Origin of the sequence: Marinomonas aquiplantarum, from assembly GCF_003314975.1 — a bacterium.
Lineage (GTDB): Bacteria > Pseudomonadota > Gammaproteobacteria > Pseudomonadales > Marinomonadaceae > Marinomonas > Marinomonas aquiplantarum.
On the sequence record NZ_QNRF01000006.1, the window covers coordinates 177,043 to 197,844 of the forward strand.

Here is a 20,802-nt window from a genome sequence, read left to right on the forward strand (position 1 = left end):
AACCTTTTAACTATTGCGCCGCTCTGGGCTGTATTTCTACTTTAGGTTTACTATCAAAAATCAATCGATTCGGGTTTTCTCTCAGTTGTCGTAACAAAGGTTGCAACTCATTTAACGCCCTATCTAACGACACCAGATTTTGGCGTAATGGTTGTCCAATCAAACCGTCTGCTTGGTAGGTTTCCAACGTTTGATTCAAGGTTCGAATAGCCGCCGATAAATCTCCGGGGATTTGTTGTGTCTCAGACTGATCCATCAACTTTCTCACACTGTCACTGACTTGCTGTAAGCGCTGTAGGGTCGTGTCGACTTCTGACATGGTGTTCCCCAATTGCTCGAAAGTTTTTTGCAAGGGAACTTGCGCTAGGTTATCGAGCATCAAGCTAATTTTAGACTCTATGTTCGCAAGAGCGTTAGGGGCCGTCGGAAACACATCATAGCCTTCAAATTCACGCCAGCGAATGGGCGAAGGCGTGTCCATAAAGTCCAAACTAATGACCCTGGCAGCATTCAAATAATTACCAATCACCAAAGACGCCCGTAAGCCTTTGTCCATACGATCTTCTAACATATCGTCCCATTGTGACAATGACATCACATCGGGCATGTCAGGGGTGTTTAAGCGCTGCGGCTCGATGCGTGCCAACACAGGTATTACAGGAGTATCCAGCTTGGATAAGGAGGTCATAGAGATGCCACTAAAAGGCACTTCCATGACCGTACCGATACGAACCCCTCGAAACTCCACAGCCGCGCCAGGGTATAAGCCACTCAGGTTAGCATCAAACAAAAACACATATTCTATGTACTCGTCATAAACCTGATTATCGGCAGTTTCTTTCGAATCAAATAATTGAAATTCAGACAGATCAGCCACCGCCTCACCAGCAGGTCGTCCGTCTGGCAAAGCAAAAGAAATACCGCCTGATAAGAAGGTTTCTAACGAATCCAAACTGAATTCGAAGCCACTGGCGGAACTCTTAAACGATACCCCAGGCGTTACCCAAAATTGCACCGCTGAGTTGACCAAAGCATCATAAGGCGAGCGAATGACCAATTGATAGGTAATGGCTTTGCGGCTAGTATCAAAGTCCACTTTCTCGATGTAGCCCACTTCATAGCCACGAAAATGCACCGGCGCACCCACATCGAGTGTGGCACCTTTTTCGCTCACCAACTTAACTCGAATGCCTTCATTCTCCGTAGCCAAAGGCGGCTGATCTAAAATCGTAAAGCGAGTTTGAATTTGCCCGCTTTCGCCCGGTGTCATGTCAATGTAAGCTCCGGATAATAAGGTGCCTAACCCACTCACCCCTTCTTTGCCGATGCGTGGTTTCACCACCCAAAACTGCGCATCTTGCTTAAGCATTTGATCCGTCCCTTGGTTCATTCGAACCTGAATCACGGCATTTTCATAATCATCACTTAAGCGAATATCAATGACCCGACCCACATCCACATTACGGGATTTAAGCTTGGTTTTACCCACTTCTAAACCGTCTGCGTTAGCAGCCACCAAGGTAATCAAAGGCCCCTGACTGGACCAATTTTGATACAACATCCAAGCCGCCACCATCAAAGCAATCAGTGGCACCAGCCAAATTGAATTAAAACGTACCTTGCGCATATTCTCGACTGGATTCAGATCATCGCTCACGCTTTGCTCCCTTGTTATATATATCACTTGCGTACCTGTCTCTGTCCCACAGCAACCTTGGGTCAAACGACATGGCCGCTAACATCGTTAGTATGACCACAGAGGTAAAAGACAATACCGCTGGGCCTGGGTAAATGGCCATTAAATTTCCCATTTGCACCATACTGGTTAAAACCGCCACCACAAACACATCAATCATCGACCAGCGACCAACCAATTCTGTCAATCTATACAGTTTCACTTTCTGTTTGGTTAAATGACGACTAGGGAAATAACATTGCCAAATTAACCAAGATAATGCCGCAATTTTGGCTAATGGAATCACCACACTTGCTATCAAAATCACCAATGCAACTGGGTATGACTCCAGTGACCAGAGCAGAAACACTCCCCCCATGATGGTGGAAGGCTCAGTATTACCAAGAAAGGTGGTTTGCATGATAGGAAACACATTAGCAGGAATATACATGACCAAAGCAGCGATCAATAACGCCAAGGTGGTGGATAAGCTACGTGGTCGTCGAGTGTAAATTGAATGACCACAACGCTGACAGTGTCGATGTTCATCGGACAATACCGCCCCACAAAAATGGCAACCAATCAGCCCTTGAGACTGAGCGTTACCTTGCTCAACACTATGATTCCTCGCTGCACCAGCCACCTGATGCCACAACCAACGCTTATCCACCAAAGAAACGGTTTTTAACAATAACAACACGTAGCCACAGAACGCCCAAAATGACAGACCTAACTTAATATCCGCTAAGCTATTCACCTTCACCAGAGCCACGAGAATACCCACTAAGAAGACATCCACCATCAACCACGGCTGCACCACCAGCAGCCATCGCACAGAGTAACGCTGTGCTTTATTCAACACATTAGAATGATGGAAACTCCACACCAAAAACAAAATAGAGCCTAAATACACCAAAGGAAAAACAAACAGTGCCAAACTAATCACTGCCCCTAAAAGCAGGTAACCTTGCCCTAGTAACACCGTCAGAGTGTCCACCAATGTCACGCTTCTTTCGACCCCATTGGTGGCAAAGCTCAAAAAAGGAAAACTTATGGCCAAGAACAACATCAATAAGCAAGACAGGCCAAAAGCCAAAATTCGACGGGTAGCATAAGCGTGAACACTCACCAATATATGGTCACAATGGGTACAACGAAGACGTTCGCCACTCTGCAAGTCAGGCATTGGATTCACCTGATCACATTGCTCACAAACCGTGACCTGTTCAGAAAACATTCTTTGACTCATACAAGGCAAACATAAAAATAGTGCGACAACTCTCCACATTCAAATAAGTGTTCAAAGGATAAAAAAGGGGTATCAAACACGATACCCCATCCATAACGCAAGCTATCTAAGATATACCAAAATAGCTAACTCATTCATATTCTATATAAACCCAAGTACAAAGAGTTAATTAACAGGCTCTAAACGAGACAAGCTCGCCGGTACGATCTTTTTATGAACGGGCGCAACAAAAAACATATACACCTTGCCCAAACGATTCTTCACATGCACGACCGTCGTCACATACAGTTTAAGCAGATCGCCTTCTGTCTCTAAAAACAAAGACAGCTTCACATCCAAATGTTTGTCTTTATCTTCCAAAATCACTTCCTGTTCTTGGCTGGACAAGACCTTAAAGATGCCCACTTGATCGCCCACTAGATAATCACACGCTTGTTTCGCTGGTATGACATTACCGATTAAGCCTAAATTTTTTAGCCCAAACAGCACCACCACTCGATTGCGAACCCACATCAATCGCTCTACCCATCGAGGGGTGTTATTCACCATGTCTAACCACACCTGCATAGCTGATTGCCCTTTATTCAGAGTGTGGTAAGTAAAACAATCGGTAAAGTAAGCATTTGCCATGAATTGGTTAATTGCCGCTTCGCTCGGTACTTTCTGCATTTTTTCGTCCCTAAAAATAATGTCGTTAATGAGTTGATTTCAACTCGCTGCTATTGACCATACTAGTCAATTTTTCTCTGAAAACCTGTAGTAAACTGTAATAATACGTCTGAATTTATTGCGTTTTTATGGCCGGAAGATACTGACTTAGGGTCGCAGGTAAATGAGACACGATAAAACGTCGAGATGCTTGCCAATAAACCGATAACAACAACAATATGCTCCCCATCACCATGCCCGTCATGGCAATACTGTCCGCCACATTACCAAAGTTAGCAAACAGTTCCTGCAACGCATAAATCACATAAAACAAAGAAGACACCATGAAAGCACGGCGATCTACCGTAATAGAAATGAGCGTCATTAGTAGATATAAGAGCACAATAAACACCATATTAGGAATGCTCTCATTACCGTCTAGAATCCCCAGTGTGGAAAAAACAGGATGAATAATCAAAGGCGCTGACAACATATGCAGCCAAAACGCCACATCGGACTTTCGAGTAATGCGTTGCGTGTCCTGTGCGTCCCAATACATAGCAAAAGCAAAACACAAAACCCCAAACACAAACAAAGTCGACATCACCATCAGACCATCTTCAGGGAGAAAAGCGATAATTGCCGAAGCGACTATGGCCATACCAGCTGCGGTCGCTACGGCAATGGTCATCGGCACATTAAAACGTCGCCAATGTCCATAAGCCGCAACCAGTGCCACCGTCGTAGAGATGACTTCAGCGAACAGCTGACCAGCAAAAATAGATTGGCTCAACATGAAACTGCCGCCAACAAAACTGAGTAATAGAAAAATGGCTGGCAAAGCCATTTTGCGTTTCAAAATAAAGACGTCTCCTAGCCACCAAGCAAGGATGACAAACACCAAATGAGCCACAATTGGGTTCACCAATTGCAACACCCATAAAGACGAGAAGAGCAATAAAGCGCAGGCAATCACCACAAAAATATCGTTAAACCCACCCAATAAACGAAAGTTCTCTTCATCGACCACTGAGGTCTTGCGTGAGTTGGCAATAAAGTCACGAAATGCTGTCACGGATTGCGGCGATAAAACACCCTGTTTAACCGCAGAATCAAGATCTTCATCTGTATACATATAACTGTCCCTATTATTTAAGGATGGTACGAAGCTGATAGCGTCGAAATAAAACCAAAAAGAGTAATGCTAAGCAGCCTATATTCACAGCAAAAGGGAACAAGGCTGTGGCGATTGAATATTCTTCTAAAGCCAATAATACAAGGGTATTGCGTAGGATAAATAAAACAAAAAACGTCGCATTTTCCTGGTCAGGAAACACGTAGGCTTTGCGTAACGTTGGTCCAAAACCTAACATATCGACGGTGGTTAATAAAATCACCGCCCACATGGGATCTGACATAACATACCAAAATGGCAGAGAAGATAAAGCGGCTAAGAAAAACACCCAATCAATTGGGTGAATACTGGCATCAGCCTGTTTACAGTAAGCCGCAATGGCCACCAAGATGGTAATTCCCCCTGACACACCAATCGGCCAAGCCCCCCAACCAGCTTGCGCCTCATACTGAGCAAAGAACACGATCAAGGTGGTCAGCCCCCAGATCACCCAAGTAAACACATGAGGCCGAGTTTGTCCTCGGATAATCGAAAATAAATAGGGTAAAAAGGCCACTAAAGTCAGCACGATCGCCATGCTGCTAAACACAAACTTTATGTTCCATTCCATAACGCAAACGCTTCCCGAATCAATGCTTCTTACTATCTAAACAAATTGACCAAGACAAAAAAAGAACACCTTAGTGTTCTTTTCATTATTACCTATGCGCCGCTGGACTGCCGCCAATGCGACCTGGGTCAGCGCCACCATAATTAGGGCCTGTATTTGGGCCTCCTGGCGGCATAAACACACAAGCGGATAACGTCATTAATACACTCACAAAAAAGAGACCGCGCAATGCTGTTTTCATCTGAACCTCACCGGTGAAAACCTCATCTTAAATAACGCTGATAGCACAGACAAACCTCTCACCTCAACAACCATGAAGAATCCATAGTTGGCGAGAAAAATGAGGATTAAGGCCAGATTAAGGACACCAAAGGTTACCGATCTAACAGATCAATCAGGGCATGAACAAAAGCAAATGAAACCTAACGAGCGCCTTTACCACGCACAGGACGCTTACCTGTAGGTTTACCATTAGGGTTTGATTTGCTCTGCGGCTTATTCGGTTGCGCTTTATTACCGCTTGGCTTACGTCCCTTAACTGGCTTATTAGGATCACCAAACGGTCGCTTATCTTTACCTTTACCTGAAGGACCGGGCTTCTTACCGTCACCGCGAGGATGTTTGGTATTCGGTTTTGAGGAATAAGGCGTTTTGGCTGTGTTTTTCTTAGCCGTTTGGTTAGCAGAGCCTTTTTTATTACCCGGACGAGAACGCTTCGTCGATGGATTGGCTTCGGAAGAGGACGTCTCTATGGCTTTCAATAAAACTGACAGCTCTTTCTGGGTTAAATCACGCCACTCACCCACTGGCAAGCCCTTTAAATTGACGTTCATAATGCGAGTACGTTCTAGCTTGGTCACTTCATAGCCAAAGTGCTCACACATACGACGAATTTGTCGATTTAGCCCCTGAACAAGGGTGATGTTAAACACATTCGGAGCCACTTTAACCACAGGGCACTTTTTGGTCATGGTGCCTAAAATAGGCACGCCACCAGCCAAGCCAGAAATAAAGCTCTCTGTAATGGGTTTATTCACCGTCACCAAATATTCTTTCTCGTGATTATTACCAGCTCGTAATACCTTATTGACCAAATCGCCATTATTGGTCAGAAAGATCAAGCCTTGTGAGTCTTTGTCCAAACGACCAATGGGAAAAATACGCACGCCATGACTAACAAAGTCGACAATGTTATTGCGTTCACTGCTCTCCGTAGTACTGACAATGCCCACGGGTTTATTCAACACAATAAAGACAAAATCCTCGGCATCTTGTGGCTCAATCACTTGACCATTCACACGTACCGTATCACCCGCCGCGACCTGATCCCCAACCTTGGCACGCTTACCATTGATAAACACGTTGCCTTGCTCAATAAAGCGGTCTGCTTCACGACGCGAGCACATACCACTATCACTGATGTATTTATTTAACCGAATTGAGGAATTGAACATAAAAAATCGCTGTCATTCTTGGGGGTAACTTATAGGAACTGGCTATTATACACTGAAGTCACTCTGACATAAGACGAATCTGAACCTGAAGGCAAATTACGCCTTTCCCTTTAGGTTCAGATAGCACCACACAAGCAAACAAACTCAGAAATAGCTTTAGGTATAGCAAGACAGATCGATGCAGAAGCTTAAGTTAAGACACTAAAGCTTTGACTCTAATGCCCCTTTAATCCAATACAGGGGCATCAAAATCCTCTGGCTCATCCGTATAAATACACACATTCCAATCGGCAGCTAAGCCATCTTCAGCCTGACAATAAGTAGCAAAGAAATCGCTAATTTCCTGACGCTGGCAATGAGCTTCAAAACTCGCCATGTCCTGCCAGACTTCATTAAAGGCAATCGGAAAACTCTTACCCTCAGCAAACGGGCTGGTCATGTGGCGCGTCACTCGATACGCAATACAACCATCCTCACGCAATGTATTGGGTTCAAGAGACTGCAAAACCTTAAACAAGGCTTTCTCCTGACCAGGTTTGGGTAAAAACTGTGCAATACAATAGACTTTCTTAGACATACCTTTCCTTAACTTCTATTTAGAGCGGATTTGAGTAAACCTAACCCCGCCAAAGCAAACATGCTAGCCGTTGCGCGCTCTACCCAACGACGACACTTTTGATACGTTTCCATAATACCTTGAATCGAAAACACCAGCGAATACAGAATGTTGACCAAATACCCTACCAACATGCAAGTCAACAACGCCAACGTCAGCGACATCAAATCGTTATGGCCCTGCATGCCCATAGACAAGGCCGCCATCCAAGCCACCACGGTTTTTGGATTGGAAGAGTTCAATATAAAGCCGCGCATAAACCACTTGCGATAACTAGTGGCTTGCATGTGCGCCAAATTTTGTTGCTCTTCTACAACCAAAGAGGCCTTAAAAGACACATATGCCAAGCGTAATAAATACAATCCGCCTAACACTTTAAGCACCATCAGAACATACACAGAACTTTGCAGAATGGCCCCCATCCCACTGACCGCCACCAGCCCCCATAAGAACATGCCAGACGACAAACCAAAACCATACACCAACGCCACTGTACGCCCTCTGCTCATAGCAATAGTGGCATTAGAGAGCGTCGCAGGGCCTGGGGAAACCGCCACCACAAAAAACGCAAAGCCAATGGTTAGTAATGACAACAAATCGATCACGATCCCTCTCCTATTACATAAGAAATGTTAATTTAATGTCTAAAAAGTCGTTTTCTTCCTGTGATTCAACGGACCTTACATCTTGGCCACACTATTGTCTGACTTTATCTCATGACGATCTAAGGTCAATTATCACAGCCACATCAGGACGCCATGTTTGAAAGTAATCAATACGAGTATCTGATCACACTAGATGACGTTATATCTAAACAACCTAATAAGACTGTGTAAAGGCCATAAGATTCACTAGCCCCAGATGGTAATGAGCTTTATTATCATCTAGCAAACTGAAATGGATTCGCTACTAAGGCGAGATGATAAGGGAGAAGAAGATGAACAAAATCAATATTAATGATCAATTTACCCAACTCAAAGAAGAGTGGGCACCAAAGGTCATCGCGCAATCTAACGATCAAGCGATCAGAGTCATCAAAGGCAGTGGTGAACTGGGTTGGCACAAACATGACAATGAAGAAAAGATTGTCATTGTCTACAAAGGCCAACTGACATTAAAGCTCAATACCGGAGAAATTGTACTGGAAGCTGGTGAAATGTATGTGGTGCCTAAAGGTTTAGAGCATTGTCCTGTGGCCACTCCAGACACTCATTTTATGATGATAGAACCGGCTCAATAGCACACTAAAAGCTTGTCGGCTGAGCCGACAAGCTACACAAACCTATTCTCTACGCACAATAAACAGATTAAATAGTAAAAAGCCTCAACCTTATTAATACGAACAAGTTGTTTACCCGCTTATAACCCCATCCCTGCGTTACAGAGAAGCGAGACAATTAAACTAACTTCTAAAATCTAACTTAATATTTAATCATGAAAGTTTTCCGTGTAATAAAACCATCATTACAATGATAAAATCCCCCACCCAACCGACACAAAGAAACGAGACAGTTAAACTAACTTCTAAAATCTAACTTAATATTTATTCAAGAAAGTTTCCTGCATAAAAACACCACCATTCAACGGATAAAATGATAGAAAAATTAGTCATTTAAACGGTGACTTTTTTCTTAAAACACATCAAACATAGAGCAGACCTATAGACAGCCACTTGCTCTTAAAAAAACGAAAAAAAGCACCGAAACATCAAAAAAAGCGATAAAAAACCCTAGAAAAAAGCACTCGAAATAAAATTAATTCCTTTATTTTCAACAATTTAATCATTCGAAACCCAAGATATAAAGAGTATCTTTATTAGATATGAATTAAGCTAAAATTAAGTAAAAAATGTGCAGAAATGAGATTGTATAAAACCAAAAGCATACATAATATAAATAGTGAAATTGCTCAAATTTCCAAATTCAAATAAAAAAAATAATAGGTTTTATCATTATGAAAAAAAGCACTCTGTATACAGCAGTCTTCAGTAGTTTATTATCTGTAGGAGCGATTGCTGCCCCTTCATTTGATGCTAACTTTGAGATTAATACCGATGTGATCGATAAAGAAATAGGTGATACCACCTATTTACAGACAGGTCGTGTCGAGTTGAATACTCATGGCAAACACACTTCAGGCGATAACTTTGTTGAAGGCAAAGGTACGATTGAATTGAAAGTAAATGGCACTTCCGGCATTGCCGATGCTTACCTTAAAATTGGTAACTCAGACATTGATGTTCAATTAGGTCGTTTTGAAGCCACTAATCTCTTCCCTAAAGGCAAAGACGTTGTCGTTGAGAACGCAGGTGGTGTAACCGTTTACGAAGCCAACAAAGCTCGTGGACGTACCAGCGACAATGGCGGTCAAATCGCCTTGCATCTGAACGCCAGTGACGCTGTGACATTTGAGCTTGCAACCATCTATGGTGCTGGTGATGCGGATAATGCCACTGGTGATAACACCACAAGCATTGCAGGTATTCGTCCTGTCGTTACGTTCAAAGCGGGTGCAGCGACCATTACCGCAGGCTACGAAAGCCTAGACTACGAGCTAACGAACGGATCAAATGTGAGTCAATCAGGCTTTGCATTAGCAGCCAATTTTGATGTGTCTGGTGCCAATGTCAATCTTGCCGTCACTCAAATGGAAGATGACAACACAGACGAAGAAGTGAGCTCGATGACAGCCAACATGACCTACAATAATTTTGGTCTTGGCATCATTACTTCTAATGTTGATGATGGCGCTAACGACCCTTCCGTTACCACCCTGTACACAGCCTATACCATGCCGGTATTTGATATCGATAATGCTTCAATGACATTAGCGGCATCTTATTCAACCGCAGACGATGTAGCGACAGGAGTGAACGACAAAGTCTTGGCCACTCGTCTACGCTTTAATTACACTTTCTAATTATTAACCTTCTAGCAATAGAAACCTAAGAACAACGCCCTTTATTATCCCCTTTTAAAGTGCGTTGTTCTTTCCTTCGTTCCGCCTTTCAAAACCATTAAATAGCCTTATAAAGCGCGAAGTTACTCGCCAATATGCCAGCCATTGGTAATTGGATAGCGACGATCACGACCAAAGCCACGGGCAGTAATGCGCACACCTGTTGGCGCTTGGCGACGCTTATATTCATTGACGTCCACCAAGCGTAAAACACGATACACTGTCTCTCGATCAAACTGATTCGTTGCTAAGATGGCTTCCGCACTCATGTCTTGCTCAATGTACATATGCAAAATTTGATCAAGAATGTCGTAGCTTGGTAAGGAATCTTCATCCTTCTGATCCGGTGCTAATTCAGCGGACGGCGGACGCGTAATGACACGCTCTGGAATCACATAACCCAAGGTGTTTCGGTAGCGACAAAGTTTAAATACTAGGGTTTTAAAGACGTCTTTTAACACCGAATAACCGCCCACCATGTCACCGTATAAAGTGGCGTAACCTACCGCCATTTCACTCTTGTTGCCGGTGGTCAAAACCATGTAACCCTTTTTATTAGAAATCGCCATCAGGGTCACTCCGCGAGTACGCGCTTGCAGGTTTTCCTCTGTGGTGTCTTTACCATACCCTTCAAATTCAGGCGCTAAGACATCATTAAAGGCCGACACCATGGACTCAATGGGTAACACACTGTATTTCACCCCCAACAGGTTGGTTTCTTCTTCCGCATCTTCAAGACTAATAGAAGACGTGTAGGTGTATGGCATCATCACCGCTTGTACACGATCTGCGCCAATGGCATCCACCGCTACCGCCAAGGACAAAGCAGAATCAATGCCGCCACTCAAACCCAACACGATGCCTTTAAAACGGTTCTTTTCGATGTAATCACGAAGACCCAGCACCATCGCCTGATACACACTGGCCTCTTCACTCAAAGCTGGAGCAATGGCCGCGGACACTGGCTCAACCTTATGGCTTTGGCCGTCATTCACGATGAAGTCTGCACAGTACAATCCAGATTCAAACCAAGGCGCTTGCATGACTTTTTCGCCTTTCGCATTGACCACAAAGGAGCCACCTTCGTAGACCAATTCATCCTGTGCGCCCATGTAGTTTACGTACACAATTGGCAAGGTCGTTTCCGTGGCTCGCTTATGCAATAAGGTTTCTCGCTCACCCATTTTTTCAATGTGATAAGGCGATGCATTCAAATTCAGGATCAATTCCGCACCAGCCGCTTTGGCTTGTGCTATGGGCTCTGGATGCCAGATGTCCTCACAAATGCTCAGTCCCACCTTAACGCCTTTAATGTCGACCAATCCTGCGTCACGGCCTTCGCTAAAGTAACGCTTGTCATCGAACACGAGGAAATTCGGCAACTTTTGCTTGGCGTACTCAACCAACATCTGGCCTTGATAAATAACCCCCGCGCAGTTAAACAGCTCGCCATCAATGCGTCTTGGGTAACCTAATACGAGATGAATGCCAGTGACCTCAGCTTGAATTTTCGCTAAGGCCGATTCTATACGCGGTTCTAAACTTGGGCGCAGTAATAAGTCTTCTGGGGGATAGCCCGTCAGAGTTAATTCTGGAAAAACCACGACATCAGCCTGCTCTTGATCACGCGCTTTGAGGGCCGCATCAATCACAGATTGGGTGTTTTTGGTAATATCGCCGACCAACATATCCAGTTGGGCCATTGCAATTCTTAATGTCATACCGTTGCTATCTCATCAACTCTGTTAGAATATGCCCTTTATTGTCTGGAATTAGCCAACTTAGGTAAAGTATATGATCGTCCGTTTGATCGTTTTTGTTGCGATTTTCTTTATTGGCTGGTGGTTATATCGCCAATTTGTCATTTTGAAAGGAAAAAAAGCACCGACTAAGCACAAAAAGTCGTCATCAGAGTCACCATCCGCAGAACAAGAAAGCATGGTTCAGTGCCAACAGTGTCAGACCTATGTTCCGCGTTCTCATGCGATACATGACCAAGAAGCACGTGCTTTTTGCTGTGCGGAACATCTAAAAGCGTTCAATCAAGCAGAGTAAGCCAACCTTGGTGTCGTAAGATTCGATTTTGCCACCACCAGCAATGGTAACTCTGTTGATTCATGGAAGCACAAAGACGATGGTATTCCGTGCCATCGTCTAATTCATGTCGATGCCATTGATACCAAAGAACCTGGCCGTCAGCACGCCATTCCGTTTGCGCCAAGCTAGCTTTGTCTTGTTGCAATGGACAAAAGCCGAGACAGTGAGACTCATTTGCTTGCGAAAACTCAGGGGCATCTACCAGCACGCGTTTAAAGTCTTGCCAGGCAGCTCGTTCGTCTACTACCGCTTGCAATTGGCTACGCCACTGATATTGCGCCAGTAATCTGTCTTGGAACGCCACCGACATACTGGCGACAAACAACAGCAATATCAGTACAGGTAAGCCTAACCAGCCAGCTAAGGTTTGCTGACTCAAAGCCTGATGATTCACAGAGACATTCCCTGTAAATCAATAATCTGATTGCCCACCTGCTGACAAGGAGGATGATATTGCCACTCCTCTCCTCGCATAGAAAGGTAACTCAGAGGCACGGTTTCAGTCAGGTCTAAATGGCAATCCCCAAGACGATATTGATATTCCACCCACAAGGCACGGACCTGCTGCAAAGCATAATGGCCGTAACGGGTATCTAACGTGTCGACAAAGCCGTTTTGATCCTGATCCAACAAGGGCAGAATCGATAAACGCTCGATGCCATTCCATAACTCCAACGCATTACCACTGACTTCTGGAGAGCGCCATAACGCACTTTGCCCCGTTTTCCCTGCGGCCAAATACCAATAAAAACCGTCTTCACTGGCAATGACACCAGACTGACCAATCAGGTTCTCTGCGGCAAAAGCGACTTGCGCACCTTGGCTCGAAATCCCCTCAACTTGTCCTAAAACACTCCTATCACAACTACTGAACCGCACTGGATCACCGACTTTCCAATGGCAATCCAGCGCCACCGTCAATGGATTTTCTGTCACCTCTAGCGAACCACGACACAAACCATGATCCCTCGCCAGTAACCAATCTGAACCAGCGACCAAAGCACGGGCAGACAAACGCTCTGGTGCATTCGCGGTGCTTTGAATAGTAAGAAACACCTCGCTGTTCAACTGACATTGCGCAGGCCGTAAACGTTGCCACTGAGAACGAAAATGCGCATCAATGGCGGACTGAAGACTTTGCCCTTGCTGATAGGCATGGCGCTTCAATTGCTCGTCTTGACTATCCCGCAAGGCGTTCATCATAAAAGGTAAACAGAAGCCCAACACAGCACAGGCGATGAGCAACTCAAATAAAATCCCACCCATTAACCTTATACGAGAAACCATTACTCGGCTAACTCCAATAAAGGTGTAACAGGCGACAAGCTGGCCTTAAACCATTGATGAAGGTTCTGCTGAGTACAAACCTGACAATCTGGATAATCAAAACGCTGCTCAGCTTCCCCCACTTCATCAACTAAAAACGCCATATCCTGACCTAACAAATACGTCATCCGTTCCGCTTTTTGACGGTTTTGTTCAGCCTTAATTTGCGCTTCACTCAAAGACAGACTGTGCCATTGAGCGTCTGTTTGCTGCATGATGACCCACAAAATGACGCCGATGACAACCAAACAAAGTGTCACTTCCAACAATACCCAGCCATCTTGATGAGCCAGCAATGGTCTAATTTGTAATGACTTTTTCATACGCAGTCTCCCACACTCAAGGACGCTGACTGTGATTGCAAAGACGACACATAAAATCGACCACTTTGATTAAGTACTAAGGCCATTTTCCAACGCCCTAAGCAAAAGACAAAGGTGCCGTTTTGGTAGCCTGATAAGCCATTAAGCCGATACTCAATTTGCGTTTTCTGAGCAGGAAAACCTCGCCAAGCGACCAATAAGCCGGAGGCGAATGGCATGCTGGCAAAGGTTTTCTCAGTCTCACCTGACTCAGTGTGTTGGTACACACGAAAGCCATCTGACCAATCCCCAGTACAATGTCGAATGCCGCCGCAAAGGTAACTGAGTCGGCCACTGGCCACCGCCAATTGACGCGCTTGAGTTAAGCCATTTGCTAAACCTGCGACTTCTGTTTTGAGTGTTCGTTGATCGTCTAAATCTTGATTAACAGAAAGGAAATGAGACGAGCCAAGGTGTGCCAGCAAACTTAGAATCGCCAACACGCACAACAGCTCCAATAAGGAATAACCACATTGCTGGGTCATAGAACGCCTCCTTGTTCTATTGTTTTATGGGTGAGCTTCCTGCTCACCAATCTATCCTAGCGTAAGCTTAGGGCGAGGCAAACCACTTATTCAAATGCTTGGCAATCTGCCTCGGCTTTTGAAAGGGCAATGAGTGATCACAAGCACTCATCACTGTATGTTGCCATGCGGCATTGCGCTCGCTCAATAACTCATAATGCTGTTTCAATGCCTCATGACTCAATTCACCAGAGAACAAGAAGACTTCCGGTGACGCTTCTATCATGGCATGACGAACATGTGGATTATGGGCCGCCTGCTCAACAAAGTCGGTGACCGCATCCAATGCATAAGCAAAACCAAAAGGCCGATGCGCCAAACGAGATTGAGTGGTGGCCTCCGCCACAGGATGCTTACGACGATTAGGTGAAACACCGTCCATAAAGCAAGCAACGCCCAGCTCCACATCCCCCGTTTCACGAATTAATTGCGAGGCATGACGATACTTTTGACGCACCTCTTTTAAATGACTCAAATCTTCCCGATCCAAAGAAGCCGGTTCTAACAAGGCCATCCGCACAGGCGGTTGGCCCGCTTGCTGTCGCTGATAATTTAAATTCAACGCCACCAAACCGCCAAGGGAATAAGCCACCAGATCAAATTGAGTCCAGTTTACATGGTCCAACAGCGCCATCACTTCCGCGGTCAAATCCGCAACCGATACAGCCTTTTCTTGCCCATCAGCATGGAAAGAATCCCCCATTCCCTTTAAATCAGGAATCAGCATCCAACGCCAAGGCGTCAAATAAGGCAACATAGGAGAAAAAGTAATATCGCCAGCCACTCCCGCACCATGCAGCATTAAACACGCGGCATCCGAAGTGGCATTAGGGTTTTCGTGTAAGCGATACGCAATACGTGCATTGGGCAAAGAAAGAAAAAAAACGTCAGACACTTGTAATTAACCTGTGAGGACCCTTATTAAAGGAATACAATATTCGCTATTCCATCTGCGGTAACATTTTACTAGGTAATAAGACAAAATGTCAGAAATCAAACGGATAAATCTTCCTTATCAGTCCAATTTACTTGCTTTTTACGCCGCCGTACGGGATTTGCCTTACCCAGCCTTACTAGACAGTAACCACGAACATTTCAGCGACACACGGTTTGATATTCTGGTGGCCAATCCCATTGCCCGCATTCATGGCAATCATCAACAAGCGGATCAAAGTGACGTTATCCAGTGGACCGGCACCCCTTTGTACACCTTGTCCGAGCAACAAAACCCGATGGCATTACTAAATGAATTAATGTCACGTATTTGCCAAGAAAGTTGGGCACAATCGGCACCAAAAGACTTACCCTTTACGGGAGGACTATTGGGCTATTACGGTTACGAAAGTGGTCATTATGTCGAGCAGCTGCCAGACAGCGTCAACCATGACATCCAGCTCGACACATTCAACATGGGGCTTTACGGCTGGGCCGTTGTTACTCATCATCAAACGCAAAAAACTGAGCTAATTTACACACCTTGGTGTCACGAAGACGAAGTCAGTCAATTGATCAACCGTTTTACCAGTGCATCGGACGATGTCTTAGTACATCATGATTTATTAGAAAAGCACGCCTTCCAACTGACCTCTGGCTTTACCTCCAACATGACCGCCGAGGACTACGCGAATAAGTTTGCCAAGGTACAGGACTACATCCAAGCCGGTGACTGTTATCAAGTCAATTTAGCACAACGCTTTACCGCTCAGTACCAAGGTGACACTTTCACCGCTTATCAAGCACTTCGCCAAGTCTGCCCAACCCCTTTCTCCGCCTACTTGGAATTATCTGCGCAACAGAGCGTACTGAGTCATTCACCGGAACGCTTTCTTTTATGCGATCAAGGTCGAGTCGAGTCCAAACCCATTAAAGGCACTATTGCGCGTGGGGAAACACCGGAAGAGGATAAAACCAACGCTGAAACACTCTTGTCGTCAGAAAAAGATCGTGCCGAAAACCTGATGATAGTCGACTTGCTGCGCAATGATTTAGGCCGCACCTGTTTAACTGGCAGCATCAAAGTACCTAAGTTATTCGCCTTGGAAAGTTATGCCAATGTGCATCATCTGGTGTCCACCGTAGAAGGCCGCATCGACAAAGCCGAACAAAGTATTCATGTGTTCCAGCAAAGTTTTCCTGGCGGCTCCATCACTGGCGCTCCGAAAATTCGTGCGATGGAAGTCATTGATGAACTGGAACCTCATCAACGTTCCGCTTATTGTGGTTCCATTGTTTACTTCAGCAGCAATGGTCAAATGGACTCCAGTATCACCATTCGCACCTTGGTGGCCGATCAGGGTAAATTACATTGTTGGGCTGGCGGCGGTTTGGTTGCCGATTCAAAATCTGAAGAAGAGTACCAAGAAACCTTTACCAAAGTAGGCAAATTAACCCATACTCTAGAAAGAGATTTTTTGAAGTAGGTCTTACCATGTCAGACATAGAGCAGTTTTTGAATGCTCCCCCAATTGACCTTAGTTTAGATGACATTCGTGCCGCCTTAGACAAAACACCTTATCGGCAGAGTATCCATAACCCAGACGAAGAGATGTTTCCGCAGGGTTATGAATTAGATTACCGTTCCGCGGCCGTATTGATTCCGATCTGGCAAGCACCAGAAGACGGCGAACTGTATGTGCTGCTAACTCAACGCGCCCTTCACATGCGCAACCACCCAGGTCAGATCGCATTTCCAGGCGGTAAACACGACCCAGATGACGCCAGTATCCAGTACACAGCACTGCGAGAAACCTTGGAAGAAGTTGGCTTAGCGCCAGATTGCTTCGATTTACTGGGAGAACTTGGGGAGTATTGTACTTTATCAGGTTTCTGCATTAAGCCGATTGTGGCTGAGATGACACGCCGAAGTGAACTGAGCTTATGTGAAGAAGAGGTCAAATCCGTCCACTGGGTTCCGTTACGTCACTTACTGACGCCGCAAAACTATGCGTTCAAACAGCGTAAACTGGATTCCATATCGCGTGGCTATTTTGAAGTCTATTACCAAGACATCCGAATTTGGGGAGTGACAGCAGGTATTTTATACGGCCTTTACCAAACCCTATCGCGACACCTTAGCCACCTTCCTTAAGTAAGTGCTTGTTAGTGGGCGTGTTCGGCCACTCTTTCCCACGAGGTCATAAAGTCACGATAACAGCCTTCTAGTTGGTCTATGTGTTTGAGTAACACTTTACCTGCTTGGGTCAGTTCAATTCGACGCCCATGACGGATCAACAACGACTCCCCCAGTTCTTTTTCTAGCTTTTGAATGTGCTGACTGATCGCCGGTTGCGTCAAACCCAATTGCTTAGCAGTGAGCGTAAAGCTTCCTGTCTCCACCAAGGCTTTGTATGTCATTAAGTGTTGAGTATTAAGCATAAAGATTCCTTATAATAAGCTCCATTATGCCCAAGGCTTTTTTAACGAACATTGACCTATATCGTGTTTTCATGAAAGATTGAGGTTTCTTTACCTTGATAGATAAAAAACATGACAGTGGCAAACGATGAGATGTTACCTTGGCAAGAAAGACAATCTGGCCATAAAGAATCCCGCGACAACGACTATCGAACCCCATACCAAAGAGACAGAGCGCGCATCATTCACAGTGCGGCGTTTCGTCGTTTGCAATCAAAAACCCAAATTCTGGCGATACGTCAAAATGACTACAGCCGCACTCGCCTTACTCATTCGTTAGAAGTGGCGCAAATTGGTAATGGTATTGTTCATCACCTCAAATTTAGCTCCGCTGCCGATGCCGACTTTCAGCCTTGGTTAGCGGACGACGCGCTGATCGAAACCGTTTGCCTAAGTCACGACATTGGCCACCCACCCTTTGGTCATGGAGGCGAAATTGCCCTCAATTATATGATGCTGGAGCATGGTGGTTTTGAAGGCAATGCGCAGTCATTACGCATCCTTGGTAAACGCGGCTCCTACTCAGAAAATTACGGCATGGACGTGACCCGTCGTGCTTTACTCGGCATATTGAAATACCCAGTACGACACAACCAAGTGGTTGGTCAATACCCAGACAAACCAAACAATTTCCGCCAATTCAAAGCAGCAAATTGGGCGCCACCAAAATGCGTTTATGAAGATGAAAAAGCGCTGTTAGATTGGATTATCGCCCCCTTCAGCGAAGCCGACAAAACCGCCTTGCAGGATGTTCATCGCAGTTCACCAGAAGCGCATGGGAAAGCCTCACACGCTAGCTTTGACACCAGCATAATGGACTTAGCCGACGACATCGCTTACGGCGTACACGACCTAGAAGACGCCATTGTGCTCGGTATGGTCACCAAGGAAATGTGGCAAGAGCACTTGGAGCCAAAACTGTCAGCGCTCGCCTCACCTTTCTTGAAAGACCACCTCAACACCTTGCGAACTCAGCTGTTTAGCCGTCAAAGCCATTTACGCAAAGAAGCCATTGGCAATTTGGTCAGCTGGTTTATTACCTCTTGTCAGGTAGTGGAAAACCCAAATTTCGAACACCCGTTATTACGCTATCAAGTAGGCTTACCTGAAGGTCAGCGACAAGCCTTGGCCCTACTCAAGCAGTTTGAAATGCAGCACATTATTCAGCGCCCAGAAGTACAAATGCTGGTTTACAAAGGCCAACAGATGCTATTGGAAATGTTTGAAGCTTATAGTGCCGATCCGGCCAGATTATTGCCCAGAGAAATCGCTCGCGAATGGCAAAAAAGTTGTGATCAAGGGGAAAGTGGTCTGCGCATCATTTGCGACTACATGGCATCCATGACCGACGACTACGCCAGCCGCATGTACAATAAACTGTTCGTGCCAAGTTTAGGGTCAGTATTCGAACCCATGTAAAAGCTTGCTAGGATTCTGCCGCCAGCCATGCCTCGGCGACTGCTTTTTCAGCCAATGGGAAAGCCTTAATGTCGAGGCCAGGAATCAACAGCCCTTCAATCTCGCTGACTTTCTGTAGCCACTTTTCATCCGTCAGTACCGCGGCCTTACGAAACTTACCAACCAAACTAAACAGAGTTGGCAACTTCGATATTTTAATACCAATGGCACTAAACGATGGCATATGAAAGGCGACAATTTCATACAACATAGTGCCCTGCTCAATGCCTTGCGCCAGTAAAATAAACTCATTTAGCGCGACTTCCATTTGCTCTGAATCCATCTGACCATCAAGCTCAATGTGCAAGTGGTTGTCACCTTGTTTTTCAATGCGGAACATAATCCTCTCCTTTGCTTTCAGCGAACAAAATGAAATGAACTTCCCATCTATCAACAAAGATAACGTTAGCCCTTTTCCGTGCTACTGTCATTTTTTACTTGATCACAACACACGACCATCTTGATTGCCATTTTGCCCTAACGAGAGCGGATATCAGTTCACAGGCTCCCGCGACATTGTCATTATGTCGCCAGATTTGTGTATGATAGACGTGCGTTTGAAGCAGAAGATAAGCGATAATAAGCCCCATTTTAGTCGTCAGCAGTAGAAACCAGAATGAACGAAATCTCTATTTTACTTACATTAGCCCTAGTACATTTTGTCGCCTTAATCAGCCCTGGCCCAGACTTCGCTCTGGTGGTACAAAACGCTTCGCGCTATGGTCGTCAAACCGGCTTTTACATTGCTCTTGGCCTATCACTGGGCATTTTGACTCACGCCGTATTGAGTATCACAGGCATCAGTTTATTGGTTCACCAGCAGCCCACCCTATTTCGCTTTTTGCAATGTTTAGGTGGCGCTTATCTTTTGTATCTGGGTGGCGGCGCGTTAATCAGCAGTTACCAAAACTGGCAGCGAGCAAGCAACTTGGTTCAGACGCAGAACAAAGCCTTGTTAAATCAAAAGCATCAGGCTTTTTCTAAGGGGTTATTGACCAACCTATTCAACCCAAAAGCATTAGTGTTTTTCATCAGCTTGATGTCCAGCTTAATCCCTGCCAGCATGTCTTGGACAGGTAAAGGCACGGCGTTGCTGATTATTGGGGGATTGTCACTCGGCTGGTTCAGTGCCTTGGCTTGGCTGCTCACCAAGCCAACCAGTCAGGTCCTATTAGGACGGCTCAGTCGATACATAGATTTACTGTGCGGTGTGCTCTTTTGCCTCTTAGGAACAGGCATTCTGTATGGCGTGTTGTTGGATTAGCAGGCGTTTTGA

24 protein-coding genes are annotated in these 20,802 nt (G+C 45.2%); 7 read left to right on the forward strand and 17 right to left on the reverse strand.

Annotated elements, in window-relative coordinates; all coding sequences use genetic code 11:
• Nucleotides 1-10: 10 nt before the first annotated feature.
• The 9 genes from pqiB to DFP76_RS12725 form a co-directional block, all read right to left on the reverse strand.
• A complete protein-coding gene (gene pqiB / locus DFP76_RS12690) occupies nt 11-1,657 on the reverse strand; it encodes an intermembrane transport protein PqiB (protein WP_113875001.1) in 1,647 nt (548 codons plus the stop codon).
• Nucleotides 1,647-2,912, reverse strand: coding sequence for a paraquat-inducible protein A (locus DFP76_RS12695; RefSeq protein ID WP_113875002.1), 1,266 nt, complete (start codon nt 2,910-2,912; stop codon nt 1,647-1,649). Before DFP76_RS12695 ends, pqiB begins: the two co-directional genes overlap by 11 nt.
• Nucleotides 2,913-3,089: 177 nt before the next feature.
• Entirely contained in the window at nt 3,090-3,593 is a 504-nt protein-coding gene (locus tag DFP76_RS12700; protein ID WP_113875003.1) for a DUF2867 domain-containing protein, read from the reverse strand.
• 115 nt (nt 3,594-3,708) lie between these two features.
• A complete protein-coding gene (locus DFP76_RS12705) occupies nt 3,709-4,707 on the reverse strand; it encodes a hypothetical protein (protein WP_113875004.1) in 999 nt (332 codons plus the stop codon).
• Between the two features lie 13 nt (nt 4,708-4,720).
• A complete protein-coding gene (locus DFP76_RS12710) occupies nt 4,721-5,317 on the reverse strand; it encodes a hypothetical protein (RefSeq protein ID WP_113875005.1) in 597 nt (198 codons plus the stop codon).
• Between the two features lie 88 nt (nt 5,318-5,405).
• On the reverse strand, nt 5,406-5,558 hold the full coding sequence (locus tag DFP76_RS18140) for a hypothetical protein (protein ID WP_181799847.1): 153 nt from the start codon (nt 5,556-5,558) through the stop codon (nt 5,406-5,408).
• A gap of 181 nt (nt 5,559-5,739) precedes the next feature.
• Nucleotides 5,740-6,771: a 23S rRNA pseudouridine(2604) synthase RluF gene (gene rluF / locus DFP76_RS12715; protein ID WP_113875006.1), complete on the reverse strand. Its 1,032-nt coding sequence runs from the start codon at nt 6,769-6,771 to the stop codon at nt 5,740-5,742.
• A gap of 226 nt (nt 6,772-6,997) precedes the next feature.
• Complete coding sequence (locus DFP76_RS12720) at nt 6,998-7,348, reverse strand: putative quinol monooxygenase (protein WP_113875007.1); 351 nt, start codon at nt 7,346-7,348, stop codon at nt 6,998-7,000.
• A gap of 8 nt (nt 7,349-7,356) precedes the next feature.
• Nucleotides 7,357-7,992: a LysE family translocator gene (locus tag DFP76_RS12725; RefSeq protein WP_113875008.1), complete on the reverse strand. Its 636-nt coding sequence runs from the start codon at nt 7,990-7,992 to the stop codon at nt 7,357-7,359.
• A gap of 332 nt (nt 7,993-8,324) precedes the next feature.
• On the opposite strand from DFP76_RS12725, the gene DFP76_RS12730 reads away from it, so the two are divergent.
• Nucleotides 8,325-8,627, forward strand: coding sequence for a cupin domain-containing protein (locus DFP76_RS12730; protein ID WP_113875009.1), 303 nt, complete (start codon nt 8,325-8,327; stop codon nt 8,625-8,627).
• A gap of 713 nt (nt 8,628-9,340) precedes the next feature.
• Complete coding sequence (locus tag DFP76_RS12735; RefSeq protein ID WP_113875010.1) at nt 9,341-10,306, forward strand: carbohydrate porin; 966 nt, start codon at nt 9,341-9,343, stop codon at nt 10,304-10,306.
• Nucleotides 10,307-10,428: 122 nt separating this feature from the next.
• Here the strand turns inward: DFP76_RS12735 and DFP76_RS12740 are convergent, their stop codons facing one another.
• A complete protein-coding gene (locus tag DFP76_RS12740) occupies nt 10,429-12,066 on the reverse strand; it encodes an NAD+ synthase (RefSeq protein WP_113875011.1) in 1,638 nt (545 codons plus the stop codon).
• 73 nt (nt 12,067-12,139) lie between these two features.
• Here DFP76_RS12740 and DFP76_RS12745 point away from each other — a divergent pair, with 73 nt between their 5' ends.
• A complete protein-coding gene (locus tag DFP76_RS12745) occupies nt 12,140-12,400 on the forward strand; it encodes a PP0621 family protein (protein ID WP_113875012.1) in 261 nt (86 codons plus the stop codon).
• Here the strand turns inward: DFP76_RS12745 and DFP76_RS12750 are convergent.
• The 5 genes from DFP76_RS12750 to DFP76_RS12770 all read right to left on the reverse strand — a co-directional run bounded on the left by DFP76_RS12750 (nt 12,384) and on the right by DFP76_RS12770 (nt 15,549).
• A complete protein-coding gene (locus DFP76_RS12750; protein WP_113875013.1) occupies nt 12,384-12,836 on the reverse strand; it encodes a hypothetical protein in 453 nt (150 codons plus the stop codon). The two genes, DFP76_RS12745 and DFP76_RS12750, sit on opposite strands and share 17 nt — an antisense overlap.
• Nucleotides 12,833-13,729: a hypothetical protein gene (locus DFP76_RS12755; protein WP_113875014.1), complete on the reverse strand. Its 897-nt coding sequence runs from the start codon at nt 13,727-13,729 to the stop codon at nt 12,833-12,835. The genes DFP76_RS12750 and DFP76_RS12755 overlap by 4 nt, the downstream gene beginning before the upstream one ends.
• Nucleotides 13,729-14,091, reverse strand: a complete 363-nt coding sequence (locus tag DFP76_RS12760; RefSeq protein ID WP_113875015.1) for a hypothetical protein — start codon at nt 14,089-14,091, stop codon at nt 13,729-13,731. Before DFP76_RS12760 ends, DFP76_RS12755 begins: the two co-directional genes overlap by 1 nt.
• Nucleotides 14,088-14,615 (reverse strand): GspH/FimT family pseudopilin, encoded by a 528-nt coding sequence (locus DFP76_RS12765; protein ID WP_113875016.1) that lies wholly within the window; start codon nt 14,613-14,615, stop codon nt 14,088-14,090. The genes DFP76_RS12760 and DFP76_RS12765 overlap by 4 nt, the downstream gene beginning before the upstream one ends.
• A 67-nt stretch (nt 14,616-14,682) precedes the next feature.
• On the reverse strand, nt 14,683-15,549 hold the full coding sequence (locus DFP76_RS12770; protein WP_113875017.1) for an alpha/beta fold hydrolase: 867 nt from the start codon (nt 15,547-15,549) through the stop codon (nt 14,683-14,685).
• A gap of 88 nt (nt 15,550-15,637) precedes the next feature.
• Here DFP76_RS12770 and pabB point away from each other — a divergent pair, with 88 nt between their 5' ends.
• Together pabB and DFP76_RS12780 are read left to right on the forward strand one after the other, a co-directional pair.
• Entirely contained in the window at nt 15,638-17,074 is a 1,437-nt protein-coding gene (gene pabB / locus DFP76_RS12775) for an aminodeoxychorismate synthase component I (protein ID WP_113875018.1), read from the forward strand.
• Nucleotides 17,075-17,082: 8 nt separating this feature from the next.
• Nucleotides 17,083-17,742: an NUDIX hydrolase gene (locus DFP76_RS12780; protein WP_113875019.1), complete on the forward strand. Its 660-nt coding sequence runs from the start codon at nt 17,083-17,085 to the stop codon at nt 17,740-17,742.
• An 11-nt stretch (nt 17,743-17,753) separates the two neighbouring features.
• On the opposite strand, the gene DFP76_RS12785 is transcribed toward DFP76_RS12780, so the two are convergent.
• A complete protein-coding gene (locus tag DFP76_RS12785) occupies nt 17,754-18,029 on the reverse strand; it encodes a LysR family transcriptional regulator (RefSeq protein ID WP_113875020.1) in 276 nt (91 codons plus the stop codon).
• 111 nt (nt 18,030-18,140) lie between these two features.
• Between DFP76_RS12785 and DFP76_RS12790 the strand changes: the two genes are divergently transcribed.
• On the forward strand, nt 18,141-19,487 hold the full coding sequence (locus tag DFP76_RS12790) for an anti-phage deoxyguanosine triphosphatase (RefSeq protein ID WP_181799848.1): 1,347 nt from the start codon (nt 18,141-18,143) through the stop codon (nt 19,485-19,487).
• A gap of 7 nt (nt 19,488-19,494) precedes the next feature.
• Here DFP76_RS12790 and DFP76_RS12795 read toward each other — a convergent pair whose 3' ends face one another.
• Nucleotides 19,495-19,866, reverse strand: coding sequence for a SpoIIAA family protein (locus tag DFP76_RS12795; RefSeq protein WP_113875021.1), 372 nt, complete (start codon nt 19,864-19,866; stop codon nt 19,495-19,497).
• A 276-nt stretch (nt 19,867-20,142) separates the two neighbouring features.
• Here DFP76_RS12795 and DFP76_RS12800 point away from each other — a divergent pair, with 276 nt between their 5' ends.
• Complete coding sequence (locus tag DFP76_RS12800) at nt 20,143-20,790, forward strand: LysE family translocator (RefSeq protein ID WP_113875022.1); 648 nt, start codon at nt 20,143-20,145, stop codon at nt 20,788-20,790.
• Nucleotides 20,791-20,802: the final 12 nt, after the last annotated feature.